We start from the raw sequence: 13,944 nt of genomic DNA, 5'->3' as shown, positions 1-13,944 counted from the left end.
CAAGGCCCTGCCGCCCTCCATCGCGGGTACGCCACAAGAACATTGGCAAACGGGTCTTGCGAGATCGGCGCGACATGGCGACGACCGTTCTTCCAATCCGGCCAAGCAACGTAACGGTGCGGTGTCCTTCTCGCTTGCGGATCTTGTGGCGGCATGGATGCCGCCACCGCGCGTCCAAGGATGGATGTACAGCGCAAGCCGCAAGCCGCAAGCCGCAAGCGCATCGCGCTCGTGACGCAAGCGTGCTTCGGCCCCCCCAACACGCCAAGCCTCTTGATCACCGGACGCAAGGAATGTTCGGCAAATGCGATGTGACTCGTGGTGGCATCCATGCCGCAGAAGGTCTTGCGGCGCCGGGCAGAAAGAGCCTGCCGGCCAGCTCGGCTGCAGACGCTGGATGCCGCACGCCGCTTGCTTGCAGCGGCGTTGCGATCAGCTCTGCGTTCGCTGTGATGGGACGCGCTCGCCTGGTCTGTCGCTCACCGCGTGCGCGGTGGTTCGAATTCGCTACGGACGGCAGGCGTACACAGTCGCCAGGCCAGTGCGGCATGCACGCAGCCGATGGCCAGTGCGCCCAGGCCGGTGAGTACCAGCGCCATCTGTTGCGTGGCCTGCAGGCGTGCCTGCAGTTGCGGCCACTCCGGGCTGTGCAGCACATCTGCCGGCAGCATCGCCTGCACGCCGTCGAACAGCGGCCCGATCAGCGCCAGTCCGGCAAAATTGAGCAGCCCGGTCGCGATCAGCACCACTACAAACCCGACACGTGCCCACGCGCGTCGTTGCAGCAGCGCCCAGCTCAGCCATGCGAACGCCACCGACAGCACCACGCCGATCACCGACAAGGCCATGCCGTGGTCGATCACCCGCTGCCATGACGGCGGCAAGCTCATGCCCGCTGGCAAGGCGAACGTAGTGGCATCGGGCATCGCCAGCAGCACAACGATCTGAAACAGGTTGGCCAGTGCGCTGACCACGCCCAGCAACAACGAGACCCATGCCAGCGGCGAGACGAAGCCGCCGCGAGACGGGTGCGATGTGCGCAGCGCCGCGTTCATTGCAGCGACGCGATATGCGCGGCGACTGCCGCCTGCCCCGGTGGGTCCAGCGCGGGCTGCAGCTGCGCATACCAGTCTGCCAGGGCCTCGGCCGGCAGGCACTCGCGCAGCAATGGTGTGCTGCGCTCCAGGAATGCGTCCAGGAACGGCAGGCCGCGGACGTACAAGAAATGGCTGTCGGTGATCGACATGCCGGCATAGGCTTCGCGCAGCCACTCCAGATGCGGCAGCGCATGCGCGCCGTGACCGGCGCGGGTCAGTGCGGTCAGGAAGCTGGTACGCGCCGTGGCTGGCGAGGTAGAGCGTTCCTGGGCGTTGAGATCGTCGAAGGTCAGCAGCCACTGCTCGCCGCGCTCGATGTCGTTGCACATCACCGAGGTGGTGGCCAGCTGCAGCGCGTTGTGTGCGGTGGGCTCCAGCGCGTACAGCGCCAGCCAATACGGATAGGCCTCGTGGTAGCGGTCCAGCGCGCTCAACGCCAGCGCGCACAGTCGCTGCGCATCCGCACCGGCCTGCAGCTGCGCTTGCGCTGCGTTGTAGGCGCCCACGTGGTCGCCGCGCTGAAACGCCGTCAGTGCCGGCTGCAGTGCGGGGTCGATCTCGGCAGCTGCCTGGTCGGCATCATCGGCAGGCGCCGGCGCGACGGTGGGTTCTGCACGCGGCGGCTTCGCCACCTCGGTCTTGCGTCCAAACAAACGGTCCCACAGGCCCATCGCGTCTACCTTGTGTGCGCCAGCAATGAGTGGAAGGTCGCCGCGACGCCGGCGGCGCACCGGTCCTGCGGCAGACCGATGCAGAGGCCAAACGCACCAACCTTCTGCCGATCCTGGGCCAAGCTTAGAGCCCCTTGCGTAGGGAGAGGTGAGCGCAACGCAACCAGCCCGGCTGCGCGACGCATTGCCGTGTGTCCAATCTGCGTCGGTGGCTGGACCGTGCGGCGATCGCTTGCGGGCGAGGCGGCGGAATACTCCATCCCGATGACCGTCAAACGCGCGCCTGTCGCCTCATCGGCAAAAGGGCGCGTGGGACGCTGCGCCGACACTGCGATCATGCGTGGGTGCCGGTGTCGGCAACGCCGGCTTGCAACGGGCGCAGTGCGTCGATCAGCGCTGCGGCTTCACCTGCGCATTGAACAGCTTGAGGATGCGCTTGTACTCGTCCAGCCACGCATCGGCCCGGGTAAAACCGTGGCGCTCCAGCGGATACGGCGCCACCTGCCAGTTGTCCTTGTGCAACTCGATCAGCTTCTGCGTCATGTCCACCGAGTCCTTGAAGAACACGTTGTCGTCGATCATGCCGTGCGCGATCAGCAGATGGTCCTGCAGCCCGTCGGCGTAGTTGATCGGCGAGGAGGTCTTGTAGGCCTGCGGGTCGAGCTCGGGCGTGTTGAGGATGTTGGAGGTGTACTCGTGGTTGTACTGCATCCAGTCGCCCACCGGCCGCAGCGCCGCGCCGGCCTTGAAGGTGCCGGGGCTGCGGAACAGCGCCATGTAGGTCATGAAGCCGCCGTACGATCCGCCGTAGATGCCGGCGCGTGCACGGTCGCCCTGCTTGGTGGCGACCAGCCAGTCCAGGCCGTCGAGATAATCCTCCAGCTCCGGATGCCCCATGTTGCGGTAGATCGCGGTGCGCCAGTCGCGGCCATAGCCTTCGGATGCGCGGTAGTCCAGATCCAGCACGATGTAGCCCTGCTGTACCAGCAGGTTATGGAACATCTGCTCGCGGAAATACGGCGTGTAGCGCTGCGACACGTTCTGCAGGTAGCCGGCCCCATGCACGAACATCACGATCGGATACTGCTTGCCCGGCTCGGGAGTCTGTGGGCCGTAATACTTGCCCCAGACCTTGCCGGCGCCGTGTTTGGACGGCACCTGCACGTACTGCGGTGCGATCCACGTCTGCGCCTTGAAGGCCGGTGTGCGCGTGTCGGTGAGCACCGTGGCCTGGCCGCCCGCCGCCGGTACGACCGCCAGCTGCGGCGGCAGATAGGCGCCGGAGTAACGCACCAGCAACTGCTGCCCGTTCGGCGACAGGCTGAAGCCTTCCACGCCGTTCAAGGCGGTCACTTCGGTGAGCTGGTCGGTGCGCAGGTCCAGCTTGCAGACCTCGTAATCGCCAGGCCACTGCTGGTTGCAGAGGAAATACATGCCGCTGCCGTCGGCGCTGGGCACCGGCATCGACACTTCCCACTTGCCGCGGGTGCGTTGGCGCGGCTTGCCGTTGCCTTCCACCGTGTACAGCTGCGAATAGCCGGATTCTTCCGAGAGCAGCCACAGCGTGCGGTTGTCGGGCAACCAGCCGAAATCATTGAAGTCCCAGTTGATCCAGGCGCCATCGCTCAGCCGATGACGCGGCTGCAGCTTGGCGTTTTCCAGATCCACGCTGGCGATCCAGCGATCCTTGTTGTCCACCGCACGGATTTCCACCGCCACGTTGCGGCCATCGTCGCTCCAGTGCACCGCCGGGCCGCTGCCGTCGCCATCGCTTTCCACGCGCACGGCGCGGTTGCCCTTGAGCGCATCGCGTTTGGCGGCCTTGCGCAATGCGGCCAGCGGGTCGGTGGCGATGCCGGGCAGCGCGTCGAAGGCCAGCTGGCGCGCGCTGCCTGCGGCCACATCGACCAGCCACAGCGTATGCGCGACCGGCATGTTGCGGCCGACGCGGGTGCGGGTTTCCTGGAACTCCTCGTAACCGGATTCGGTCACGTATTTGGGCATCTTGCCGGCCTGGCCTTCGTCGGCAGCCTTGGCCTGGGTCACCACCAGCAGGTGGCGGCCGTCCGGCGACAACGCGCTGTCGACGATCTCCACCTCATCGCCCAGATACACCGGTGCTGTCGCGCGCGTGACGTCGGCGCGGCGCCAGGCATCTTCCTGCGTGCGCAGCGCATCGCGCTGTTCGCGATCGCGGCGTAGCGTGGCCAATGTGGCCAGTTGCTGCTCGCGCAACACATCGGCCTTGGGCGCGGCGTTGGGATCGCGCTCGGCCTTGACCACGGCCACCTGCGCGGTACCGCCATCGGCCCGCCAGTGGTACCAGTTGTTGCCTGCGCGCCAGATCGCACCGCCATCGCTGGCGAATTGCGGACGCGACTCGACCTCGTTGCTGCGGGTCAGCTGGGTCAGCGCGCCCGAGCGCAGATCGCGCAGGAAGATGTCGCCATTGCGTGCGAACAGCATGCGCTGGCGCGTGGCGTCGTAGCTGGGATTGGCCGCATCCAGGCCGGCGCGTGCCGTGTCGGCCACGCGCTCTGCCGCCGCGCCGTCGATGCCCTGGCGATAGGTGTCGCGCACCGGGCTGCCATCGCGCTTGAGCAGGTATTGCACCTGTTTGCCATCCCATTGCCACCATGCCTGATCGACCGACGGCCCGATCCAGTCCGGATCGGCCATCACCTGTTCGATGGTGAGCGGTGTGGCGGATTGCGCATGCGCGGTGACAGCCAGCAACAACAAGGACAGCGGCAACAATCTGGGCATCGGTAACAACTGGACGCAACGAGGAGCGGACAAGCCTAGCAGCTCGCTTCCGTCGGAGGCTTGGGCCACAGGTCATGCGCGCGGTGGGGGAGTGCCTCGTCGAACAGGCAAGGCTTGGGCGACTGGCGGGCGCGACCATAAGCGGTTGTGCGCTCGTTGCTCTGCGGGGTACGCATGCGCTTTACGATCGATGCAATCCAGCTGCGATGCGCTACTGCAATGCAGTGGAATGTGCTTCGCGCACGGGCCTCGCCGAGGTTCCCGACCGCCGTTCCCCTGGCGCGGCAGGAAACCTCCCGACTTGCAAGCGGGGCAGGTGGCGGCCAAGCTAGCGCGCTTTTGCGATTGTCGATGCACATGTCCAGCCTGCCTGCCTCCGTTGTGTCCCATCCCATGGCTGTCGGCGCGCCTGGCCGGCCGTTGGCGTGGCGCGCGGGGCGGTCGGTCGATCTGGCGACCTTCATCGCGCATGTGCATGGCCTGGCGCAGCAGCTGCCGGAGGGCCACCATGCGGTCAATCTGTGCGAAGACCGCTATCGGTTCATGGTGGCGTTCTATGCCTGCGCGCTGCGCGGGCAGGTGTCGCTGCTGCCGTCCTCGCGCGCGCCGGCGGTGGTGGGCGAGGTGCAGGCCCGTCACGCCGATGCGTATTGCCTGGGCGATCTGGCGCTGGAGCTGGCGCCGCCGCGCTACTGGCAACTGCCGGACGAGCTGCCGCAAGCGGACGGCCCGATTCCGCAGCTGGCCGACGATGCGCTGGTGGCGATCGGTTTCACCTCCGGCAGTACCGGCAGCCCGCAACCCAATCCCAAGACCTGGGGCAGTTTTCTGACCAGCACGCGGCAGGATCTGGTTGCGCTGCAAAGCCTGTGGGCGCACACCGACGCGGTGCCGCACGTGGTGGCCACGGTGCCGCCGCAGCACATGTACGGCATGGAATTGTCGGTGCTGCTGCCGATGGTGACCGAGCTGGCGGTGCATGCGGGCCGCCCGTTCTTCCCGGACGATGTGGCGCGCGCGCTGGCCGATCTTCCTGCCCCGCGCGTGCTGGTGACCACGCCGGTGCATCTGCGTGCGCTGGTCGAATCCGGGGTGGTGTTGCCGCCGTTGGCCGGTATCGTCTCGGCCACTGCGCCGTTGGCGCAGGAGATTGCCGCCGCAGCCGAAGCGCGTTTTGGCGGCGAAGTCCGCGAGATGTTCGGCTCCACCGAAACCTGCGTGTTCGCCGTGCGCCGCACCGCGCTGGACGCCGCGTGGACCCCGCTACCCGGCGTGCGTCTGCAGACCCAGGCCACAGGCACCCTGGTGCATGCGCCGCATCTGGCCACGCCGGTGTTGTTGGCCGACATGATGGACGTGGCCGACGATGGCAGCTTCCAGGTACGCGGGCGCCAGGCCGATTCGCTGGAAATCGCCGGCAAACGCGCATCGCTGGCCGACCTCACCCGCCGTCTGCTCGCCATCCCCGGCGTGATCGACGGCATCATCGTGCAGCTGGCACCGGATGCCGGTCAGTCGGTGGGCCGCATTGCCGCGCTGGTGGTCGCCCCGAGCCTGGACGAAGCGCAGATCCTGGCCGCATTGCGCGTCGGCGTCGACCCGGTGTTTCTGCCGCGCCGCCTGCGCAAGCTCGCCGTCCTGCCACGCAACGAGACCGGCAAACTGCCACGCGACGTGGTGCTGGGGTTGCTCAAGGGCTGAGTGATACTGCGCAAGGTGCACAGGAGAGGTCGTATGAAAAAAGGACGTTTGGCCGCGGTGCTCACAGTCGTAGTCTGCTTGGGGGGCTTGTTTTTATTGCTGTCCGGTGGAACTGACCGCAAAGGCGTCGCTGAGGTCACGCCTGTATCGACAACTTCGCCTGTGCAGCGGTCGACATCGCCAACGCGCGATTGGAACGCAACGCCATTGCCGCCGCTTGGGACGCCATTGCGTAGCGTTTTTGCGGATCTACGCCGCCGCGCCGAGATGGGTGATCCTCGCGCGGCGTGCCGATTGGCGGCTGAGTCACAGCGGTGTGACAATCTTCATGAACAGGTCGCCTCGTACGATGAGCAACTTTGGAAGCTCGAGCAGGGTAGGCGTACGACGAGTGCCGCCGAACGCGCTGGCTTACCAGCTAGGGAGGCATCGCTGGAAGCGATTGGCGATAGTCTGCTGACTGTAGTGAAAGACTGCGAGGGCGCTCCGCAACTTTCGTCCGCGGAGCGGGTATCACTGTGGCGGCAAGGGGCTTTGGCCGGGCAGCCTGCGGCCTTGGCGAACTACGCAGTGGGCAATGCATTCAAATTCCGTGATCTGCTCGAAGTCGTTCCGGAGTTGGAGCGTTATCGCCGCGAGGCGGAAGGAATGGCATTGCAGGCTGCCGCGAAAGGAGATCTGCGGACATCGCTCGTCCTGGCAGCGGCGTACTCGCCTCGTCGCGACAGTGGAGGCCGCATTTTTCTGGCGCAAGTCGTAAAGCCGGACATGGCACGTTCACTGGCGCTATATCGGCGTGGAGCGCAGCTGTTACCCGCCAAGTCTCCCGCACAGACACGCAGCGCCATCGACGACAACGTAGCTTGGCTTCAGCAGCGGGCCAGTGCTGCAGATCTGGTACGCGCCGACGCTCTGGCGGCGCAGTGGTCGCGTGAGTGGTCGTCCTTGGTGGCAAACAGGCCCAACGAAATTATCGTGGAAGCGGACGGGGGCGTTGCCAGCATGGGACCGACTAGTTGCAGCCGCTGACTCAGCCATGCACCCCATCGATCTCCACCGCCAGCTCGTCGCGGCAGATCACCGCGTGCAGCAGCAGACGCGGCACTGCATCGCCGAAGCGGGCGTCCAGCGCCTGCGCGACCTTGGGCAGGTCGTCCTGCTCGCGGACATAAACCTTCAGGCGGGTGCCGGCGCCGAACTGCGCTGGCAGCGCCGGTGTGTGCGTGCGTGCGGCACCGAGCAGGGCATCGAAGTTGGCGAAGGTCTCTTCCAGCTGCGCCAGCAACTGGCCGGTGTGCATCGAGGCATGCCCGACCACGGCGGCCGTGCCTGATAGCAGCAGTGGCATGTCGCTGCCGGCCGGCGGCAACATGGCGCGCGCAAAACTCGGCGGCTGCGGGCCGTATTGGCGCGGGTAGTTGTAGGCGCTGACCTGGCGGGGGTTTTCCAGCGGAGTGCCGGCATCGGCGGCGGCCAGCCAGTAGATCTGGATGATGCGCTCGGCATCGCAGCGGCCCACCGCAGTGGCGGCCGGCAATTGCGCGACGTCGAAGGCGCCCAGGCCGCGCGCACGGCCCACGCAGAACTGCCGGTAGCGCTCACGGTCGCCGCTGCCCAGGGTGATGGCGTCCAGATAGTTCCAGATACGCAACAGGCGCGGCGTCTGGCTGCGGGTGACGAAGGCGGTGATTTCCGCATAGGCCTTGGCGGCGGCGGCCTCGATATCGACATCCTGCTCGTCGATTTCGATCACGCCGAACTGCAGGCGGCCGTCGCTGGACCAGGCGATGTTGCCGTCGCGGCCGCTGCGCACCGGCGCATCGGTCCGCCACACTTCCAGCACCTTGGCCTGATACGGCTGCAGCGGCACGCGCAGGTAGCGCGGGTCGTCCAGGCGCGGCGCCGCAGTGCCGAAGCCGAATACGGCCAGCACCTGCGGGTCGGCCAGCAGTGCGGACGGTTCGGTCTGGTCGACATAGTCGACCTGCAGGCGGGGATGGCGCACGCTGTGCGTGGTCTGGGCCTGGGAAGCGGTCATTGCGTATCTCGTTGTTGCGTATCGCGTTGCAGGGTGTCGCCGTCGAAGCCGAGCGTGGCCTGACGTCGGCGTTGGCGCCAGGACTGCCAGGCGCGCGGCATCATCGACAATGTGGTCAGTGCATAGATGGCGCGGAATGCGCGCAAGCGCAGGCGCACCCTGGGGCTGTCGAACACATCGCCGGCCAGCATCGCCACCACGGCCTCTTCGATCTGCCAGGTGTTCTGCGGCTGCGCGAACAAGGTACGCATGGTCGGCGAGGTGAAGCGGTAGATGAACCACTTGAACTCGTCCACGCCGCGCTTGAGTTCGCGCTGCAAGGCGCGCTGCAGTTTCGCCTCGTGCTGCGGCATGCGCAGGGCCTGGTCCACCATTGCCGCGCCGCGCTCGGCGCTGTGCATGGCCAGGAACACGCCCGAGGAAAACATCGGGTCGACGAAGGTGTAGGCATCGCCCAGCATCAACCAGCGCGGGCCGGACATGCGCGTGCATTCGTAGGCGTAATTGCCGGTGGCATGCACCGGTGCCACGCGTTCGGCGCCTAGCATGCGTGCGCTGAGCTCGGTGTTGAGCGCAAGCGTGCGCATGAAGAAGCCCTCGCTGTCGCCTTTGCGGGTCTTCATGTATTCCGGGTAGCAGACCGCGCCCACGCTCATGATGTCGTCCGGCAACGGAATCAGCCACATCCAGCCATGCGCGTGGCGGTAGATGCTGATGTTGCCGGCATCCTCGCCCGGTCGCCGCGTCACGCCGCGGAAGTGGCTGAACAGCGCGGCCGATTGATGTTTGGCATTGGCGCGCTTGAGCTTGAAGCGGTTGCCCAGAAAGGTGTCGCGGCCGCTGGCATCGAGCAGATAGCGCGGGCGGAACTGCTGCACCCCCGCCACGCCACGCGCCTGCAGCACCGGCTGCTGCCCGTCGAACTCCACGGTTTCGACCTTGACCTGATCGCGCGCATCCACGCCCACCGCGCGCGCGCGCTCGAACAGCACCTGGTCGAACTGCGCACGCGGCACCTGGAAGGCGAAATCGGCCTTGGCATCCAGCGCATGCGAGAAGCGGAAGGTGTTGTAGCCGCCGCTGTCGTTGGGGAAGTCCGCGCCGCGCTTGAGTACGCCGATGCCGCGCACCTCTTCCAGCACGCCCAGGCGTTCGAGAATCGGCATGTTCATCGGCAGCAGCGACTCGCCGATATGGAAGCGCGGATGCTGCGCCTTCTCCAGCAAGGTCACCTGCCAGCCCTGCTGGGCCAGGACGATGGCCGCCGCGCAGCCGGCCGGCCCGCCACCGATGATCAGCACATCCGGGCACTCGGGCCCGGGAGCCGGCCCGGCTGCCGGCTTGGCGGTCGGGGTAGGGCCAACAGCGGTGGAAGTCATCCTGGAACGAACCTGCAGCGGGCGAGCGTCATGCAGTCATGATAGCCTGACCGGCGGCCCGGACAGGTATGCCGGCCGCCGAATTGCTGTTGCAGAACGATCGCCACTCTCGACAATGCGGCCGCAAGGCCGGCGTGGCGGGTGTTCGGAATCGGCCGGCACGGCAACGTACACTGTCCGTGCCCCGCAGCATCGCCCAAGCCGACCTGACGGTTGTCTGCGCCGCTGTGGTGGTTGTCCTGAAATCCCTCGCTCTGACTCTGTCGCCCGACCCTCACCTGGAAGCTCTCTGGATGTCCTCGCAAACCGCTGCCGAACGTGAACTGGCCGAACTCCTGGTCGAAAGTCTGAACCTGGAAGACGTCCAGCCCGCCGACATCGACCCGGAGGCGCCCCTGTTCAATACCGGGTTGGGACTGGATTCGATCGACGCGCTGGAACTGGCGCTGGCGATCAGCAAGCGCTATGGCTTCCAGCTGCGCTCGGACAACGACGAGAACCGTCGCATCTTCGCGTCGCTGCGCGCATTGTCGGCGCATGTCGAAGCCAACAAGACCGTCTGAGGTTCCGACCGCCGCGCCAGGCGATGCGCCCCCGTGGGTGCTGGGGCTGGCCGTTTTGCTGGCGGTGGCGTATTCGCCGCTGGCGCATTGGGCCAACGCCAGCCATCGCCCGGAGCTTGCCGTCATCGCCGGTGCCTTGCTGGTGCTGACGGTGCTGATCGAGCCGATGGCCGCGCGCCGGGCCTGGGCCTGGGTGCTTGCTGCGCTGACCCTGCTGGGCCTGGGCGCGTTGTGGCACTCGCCGTACGCGATGCTGGTACTGGCCGCGCCGCCGGTGGTGTTTACCGGCTGGGTCGCCTGGTTCTTCGGCCGCAGCCTGCGCCGTGGGCGCACGCCGCTGATCACGCGCATTGTCGAGGGGCTGTATCGCCAGGCCGGCATGCCGATCACGACCGAGCAATACCGCTACACGCGCCGCCTCACCCTGGCCTGGGCGCTGCTGTTGTGCGCGCTGACCCTGCTCAACCTGGTGCTTGGCCTGTGCGCCGAGCCCAGCGGGGTGCTGGCGCAACTGGGCTACGCCTCGCCGCTGCCGATCAGCGATGAACGCGCCTCGCTGTTCGCCAATTTGCTGGTGTACGGCGTGGTTGGCGGGTTCTTTGTTGGGGAATACCTATTGCGCGGGCGCTGGTTTCCGCAGCGTCCCTATCGTAATCTGCCAGACTTCTTGCGCCAGATGGCGCGGCTCGGGCCGGACTTCTGGCGCGATCTGCTGCGCTGAGTGCGTGGCCAGGGCAGCGACGTACGTGCACAGTTTCGGGGACAAGACAAAAATGCCGTTGGCAAGGATGCCGTCGCGCCTGGCGTGGGGTGTGTTCAATCTGCTGCAACTGGCGTTCACGCTGACGTTCACCGCCGGCGGGATCGTGTATGCCTTGGCGTTGCTGGCGATCACCCGCGATGCCGATCGCCTGTTGCGCATGGGCAGCTGGATGTGGGCGCCGGTGCTGTTTCGCGGTGCGGGCGCCAGGGTGATCGTGGAAGGGCGTGAGCGTGTCGACTGGTCCAGGAACTATCTGTTCGTCAGCAACCACCAGTCCATCATCGATATCTGCGCCCTGTTCCACGCCCTGCCGGTGCCGCTGCGCTTCCTGCTCAAGGAAGAAATGCTCAAGGTGCCGTTCGTGAACTGGTATGCGCGCGCCACCGGCATGCTGTTCCTGGACCGCGACAGCCGTCGCGCCGGTGCACTGGTGCGCCGCCAGGCGGCCGCGCTGTTGCGTGAGGGCAAACAGTTGTGTCTGTTTCCCGAAGGCACCCGTAGCCGCAGCGGCGCATTATTGCCATTCAAGGCCGGGCTACTGCAGGCCGCTATCGATGCTGGCGTCCAGGTTGTCCCGGTGGCGCTGGACGGCTGCGGCAAGGTGCTGCCCGTGGATGGCGTGTTCAGGGTGCGTCCCGGCATCATCCGCGTACGCATCGGCGAGCCGATCGCGGTCACCGGGCCGGATGCGCCGGATCGCCAACAATTGACCGAGCAGGCACACAAGGCCGTGGCTGCAATGCTTCAACCCAGGATCTGAGTTCCGCGCTTATGGATTTCGTCGTGCCGCATGATCATCCCTGCCTGCCCGGGCACTTTCCGGGTAGCCCCGTGGTGCCTGGCGTGGTCGTGCTCGACCATGTGCTGCAGGCTGTGGAAGCGCTGCATGGCCCGCGCGCTGCGGCACGGCTGCCGCAGGTGAAGTTCGTGCAGCCGTTGCTGCCCGGCCAGACCGCGTCGGTCGTGCTGGAAGGCGAGGGCCCGCGCTGGCGCTTTCGCGTGCAGCGTGCCGGCCAGATGCTGGTCAGCGGCGAACTGGTGGCGGAGGCGGTGCAATGAGCAGTCAGTGGAAGCAACGCCCGGAAGGCGGCGGACGTTTCGCGCTGTGGCTGATCCGTGGCATCGCCCAGCACGCCGGGCGCGCGGTGGGACGCGCGCTGCTGTATCCGATCACGCTGTATTTCCTGCTGGTACGTGCGCCCGAACGTAGCGCCTCGCGTGCCTATCTGACCCGCGTGCTGGATCGCCCGGCCACGCTGCGCGATGTGGCGCGGCATATCCATACGTTTGCGTCGACCATCCTGGACCGCGTGTACATGCTGTGTGGGCAGATGCAGCGCTTCCGCGTCGACATCACCGGGCTGGATCAGCTGCACACGCAGATGGACCGCGGCCGCGGCGTGCTGATTTTCGGCTCGCACCTGGGCAGCTTCGATGCGCTGCGCGTGCTGGCCACCGAGCGGCCGGACGTGCAGGTCAAGGTGGTGCTGGACAAGGCCCACAATCGCGCAATGACCGACCTGCTGGGCGCACTGAACCCGCAGCTGGCCGCCAACATCATCGATGCCGGCATGGATGCGACCTCGATCGTCATGGCGATCAAGGACGCCACCGATGCCGGCGCGCTGGTGGCGCTGCTGATCGATCGCCCGCGCGAAGGCGACCCGGCGTTGCCGGCGATGTTCCTCGGCCGCAACGCGATGTTCCCGACCTCGCCGTGGCTGATCGCCGCCGCGCTCAAGGTGCCGGTGGTGCTGGCGTTCGGCCTGTATCGCGGCGGCAACCATTACGAGCTGGCGTTCGAGACCTTCAGCGAAGGCCTGGACGTGCCGCGCAGGCAACGTGCGCCGGTGCTTGCCGTGCTCATGCGCGATTACGCCGCCAGGCTGGAACATTACACACGCTACGCGCCGTACAACTGGTTCAACTTCTACGATTTCTGGAACACTCACCATGCCGATGCGCCGCACCCTGCCGTGGATGCTGATACTGCTGTTCAGCGCCGCACCGCTATGCGCCGCACCGCCTGAGACGCTGGACGTCGGCCAGGTGCTGCAGCGCCTGGCCCGCCCGGCCCCGGTCAGTACCGAGTTCGTCGAGCTGCGCGGTTCTGCGCTACTGAAGACGCCGTTGCGCGTGCAGGGCCATTACCGCCGCCCGGATGCGCAGACGCTGGTGCGCGAGGTCAGTGCGCCGTATCGCGAAACCACCACCTTGCGGGGCGACGAAGGCGTGCTCGAACGCGAGGGCAAACCGCCGCGCAAGTTCGCGTTGAGCCGCGTGCCCGAACTGGCCGGTTTGAAGTCCGGCTTCGGTGCGCTGTTGTCGGGAGATCGCGCGTTGCTGGAGCAGCAGTATCGCCTCGGTGGGCAAGGCACGGCGCAGGTCTGGCAGCTGACCCTGCAGCCCAAGGACGCCGCAGTGGCCAAGCAGGTGCGCGAACTGCGTCTCTACGGCAGCACCGATGAGCTGCGCTGCATCGAAAGCGTGCCAGCCAAGGGCGACGTGCAACGCACGCTGCTGGCCAGCGCGGCACGTGCGGCGGCCGGCGTCAGCGATACCGCAGCGCTGACCGCGCTCTGTCACGGTTCGGGCGCGTGACCACGCGCGGGCAGGTCTCGCTAGCCGTCGTCAAAATCGCCAGATCGTGTGCTTGCTGCCAAGGTGTCGCAGTACTGCTGGCCGGTACGGTTCGCAGCGCCGACGTCGCCCATTGCAGCGAGGCGGGTGCATGCCGTTTGAATTGAACGCAAACCGCCGCATTGGCCTGGCCTTGCTGTGGCTGGCGGTGCTGGTGGTGGCCGGGTTCTGGCTGAGCGAGACGCTCAAGGTCACCGGCGATCTGCGAAAATTCATGCCCGCCCTCCGCAGAAAGAAAACGCCGAAGTGGCCCGATGCCGCGCGCGCGGCCGGTGGACGTCCAGCCATTGCAGTGAGGCGGTCGCATGCCGTTTGAATTGAACGCA

15 protein-coding genes are annotated in these 13,944 nt (G+C 66.7%); 10 read left to right on the top strand and 5 right to left on the bottom strand.

The window, feature by feature from the left end; translation table 11 throughout:
- Positions 1-153: 153 nt before the first annotated feature.
- Positions 154-315 carry a hypothetical protein gene (locus tag FHY19_RS15920; RefSeq protein WP_259167171.1) on the top strand — a complete coding sequence of 54 codons (162 nt, stop codon included), beginning with the start codon at positions 154-156 and terminating at the stop codon, positions 313-315.
- Between the two features lie 164 nt (positions 316-479).
- Here FHY19_RS15920 and FHY19_RS15915 read toward each other — a convergent pair whose 3' ends face one another.
- The 3 genes from FHY19_RS15915 to FHY19_RS15905 form a co-directional block, all read right to left on the bottom strand.
- Positions 480-1,055 carry a hypothetical protein gene (locus FHY19_RS15915; RefSeq protein ID WP_259167170.1) on the bottom strand — a complete coding sequence of 192 codons (576 nt, stop codon included), beginning with the start codon at positions 1,053-1,055 and terminating at the stop codon, positions 480-482.
- Positions 1,052-1,768, bottom strand: a complete 717-nt coding sequence (locus FHY19_RS15910) for a hypothetical protein (protein ID WP_259167168.1) — start codon at positions 1,766-1,768, stop codon at positions 1,052-1,054. Before FHY19_RS15910 ends, FHY19_RS15915 begins: the two co-directional genes overlap by 4 nt.
- Positions 1,769-2,158: 390 nt before the next feature.
- On the bottom strand, positions 2,159-4,525 hold the full coding sequence (locus tag FHY19_RS15905; protein ID WP_259167349.1) for a prolyl oligopeptidase family serine peptidase: 2,367 nt from the start codon (positions 4,523-4,525) through the stop codon (positions 2,159-2,161).
- 366 nt (positions 4,526-4,891) lie between these two features.
- Here FHY19_RS15905 and FHY19_RS15900 point away from each other — a divergent pair, with 366 nt between their 5' ends.
- Positions 4,892-6,235, top strand: coding sequence for an AMP-binding protein (locus FHY19_RS15900; RefSeq protein ID WP_259167167.1), 1,344 nt, complete (start codon positions 4,892-4,894; stop codon positions 6,233-6,235).
- 33 nt (positions 6,236-6,268) lie between these two features.
- Positions 6,269-7,264 carry a hypothetical protein gene (locus FHY19_RS15895; protein ID WP_259167166.1) on the top strand — a complete coding sequence of 332 codons (996 nt, stop codon included), beginning with the start codon at positions 6,269-6,271 and terminating at the stop codon, positions 7,262-7,264.
- Position 7,265: 1 nt separating this feature from the next.
- Here the strand turns inward: FHY19_RS15895 and FHY19_RS15890 are convergent, their stop codons facing one another.
- Both FHY19_RS15890 and FHY19_RS15885 read right to left on the bottom strand, forming a co-directional pair.
- Entirely contained in the window at positions 7,266-8,273 is a 1,008-nt protein-coding gene (locus FHY19_RS15890; protein ID WP_259167165.1) for a pteridine-dependent deoxygenase, read from the bottom strand.
- On the bottom strand, positions 8,270-9,652 hold the full coding sequence (locus FHY19_RS15885; protein ID WP_259167164.1) for an FAD-dependent oxidoreductase: 1,383 nt from the start codon (positions 9,650-9,652) through the stop codon (positions 8,270-8,272). Before FHY19_RS15885 ends, FHY19_RS15890 begins: the two co-directional genes overlap by 4 nt.
- 293 nt (positions 9,653-9,945) lie before the next feature.
- On the opposite strand from FHY19_RS15885, the gene xanC reads away from it, so the two are divergent.
- From xanC to FHY19_RS15850, 7 genes are all read left to right on the top strand, one after another.
- Complete coding sequence (xanC, locus tag FHY19_RS15880; protein ID WP_011260626.1) at positions 9,946-10,215, top strand: xanthomonadin biosynthesis acyl carrier protein XanC; 270 nt, start codon at positions 9,946-9,948, stop codon at positions 10,213-10,215.
- A 37-nt stretch (positions 10,216-10,252) separates the two neighbouring features.
- A complete protein-coding gene (locus tag FHY19_RS15875; protein WP_259167348.1) occupies positions 10,253-10,936 on the top strand; it encodes a ketosynthase in 684 nt (227 codons plus the stop codon).
- A 52-nt stretch (positions 10,937-10,988) separates the two neighbouring features.
- Entirely contained in the window at positions 10,989-11,738 is a 750-nt protein-coding gene (locus FHY19_RS15870; RefSeq protein ID WP_046962408.1) for a lysophospholipid acyltransferase family protein, read from the top strand.
- 71 nt (positions 11,739-11,809) lie between these two features.
- Positions 11,810-12,037 carry a hypothetical protein gene (locus tag FHY19_RS15865; protein ID WP_259167163.1) on the top strand — a complete coding sequence of 76 codons (228 nt, stop codon included), beginning with the start codon at positions 11,810-11,812 and terminating at the stop codon, positions 12,035-12,037.
- Positions 12,034-13,008, top strand: a complete 975-nt coding sequence (locus FHY19_RS15860; protein WP_046962410.1) for an acyltransferase — start codon at positions 12,034-12,036, stop codon at positions 13,006-13,008. Before FHY19_RS15865 ends, FHY19_RS15860 begins: the two co-directional genes overlap by 4 nt.
- Entirely contained in the window at positions 12,932-13,579 is a 648-nt protein-coding gene (locus FHY19_RS15855) for a LolA-related protein (RefSeq protein WP_326521144.1), read from the top strand. The genes FHY19_RS15860 and FHY19_RS15855 overlap by 77 nt, the downstream gene beginning before the upstream one ends.
- 130 nt (positions 13,580-13,709) lie before the next feature.
- Positions 13,710-13,934, top strand: coding sequence for a hypothetical protein (locus FHY19_RS15850; RefSeq protein WP_259167162.1), 225 nt, complete (start codon positions 13,710-13,712; stop codon positions 13,932-13,934).
- Positions 13,935-13,944 lie beyond the last annotated feature (10 nt).

The sequence above is a fragment of the Xanthomonas sp. 4461 genome, assembly GCF_024806475.1.
GTDB lineage: Bacteria > Pseudomonadota > Gammaproteobacteria > Xanthomonadales > Xanthomonadaceae > Xanthomonas > Xanthomonas arboricola_F.
Note: the sequence above shows the minus strand (reverse complement) of the source record. Positions and strands in the feature narration are given on the sequence as shown.

Excerpts from the sequence above, each read along its gene's own strand:
- FHY19_RS15890 (WP_259167165.1), bottom strand. The coding sequence starts at position 8,273 with ATGACCGCTTCCCAGGCCCAGACCACGCACAGCGTGCGCCATCCCCGC.
- FHY19_RS15915 (WP_259167170.1), bottom strand. The coding sequence starts at position 1,055 with ATGAACGCGGCGCTGCGCACATCGCACCCGTCTCGCGGCGGCTTCGTC.
- FHY19_RS15870 (WP_046962408.1), top strand. The coding sequence starts at position 10,989 with ATGCCGTTGGCAAGGATGCCGTCGCGCCTGGCGTGGGGTGTGTTCAAT.
- FHY19_RS15885 (WP_259167164.1), bottom strand. The coding sequence starts at position 9,652 with ATGACTTCCACCGCTGTTGGCCCTACCCCGACCGCCAAGCCGGCAGCC.
- FHY19_RS15860 (WP_046962410.1), top strand. The coding sequence starts at position 12,034 with ATGAGCAGTCAGTGGAAGCAACGCCCGGAAGGCGGCGGACGTTTCGCG.
- FHY19_RS15895 (WP_259167166.1), top strand. The coding sequence starts at position 6,269 with ATGAAAAAAGGACGTTTGGCCGCGGTGCTCACAGTCGTAGTCTGCTTG.
- FHY19_RS15900 (WP_259167167.1), top strand. The coding sequence starts at position 4,892 with ATGTCCAGCCTGCCTGCCTCCGTTGTGTCCCATCCCATGGCTGTCGGC.
- xanC (WP_011260626.1), top strand. The coding sequence starts at position 9,946 with ATGTCCTCGCAAACCGCTGCCGAACGTGAACTGGCCGAACTCCTGGTC.
- FHY19_RS15910 (WP_259167168.1), bottom strand. The coding sequence starts at position 1,768 with ATGGGCCTGTGGGACCGTTTGTTTGGACGCAAGACCGAGGTGGCGAAG.
- FHY19_RS15855 (WP_326521144.1), top strand. The coding sequence starts at position 12,932 with ATGCCGATGCGCCGCACCCTGCCGTGGATGCTGATACTGCTGTTCAGC.
- FHY19_RS15920 (WP_259167171.1), top strand. The coding sequence starts at position 154 with ATGGATGCCGCCACCGCGCGTCCAAGGATGGATGTACAGCGCAAGCCG.
- FHY19_RS15850 (WP_259167162.1), top strand. The coding sequence starts at position 13,710 with ATGCCGTTTGAATTGAACGCAAACCGCCGCATTGGCCTGGCCTTGCTG.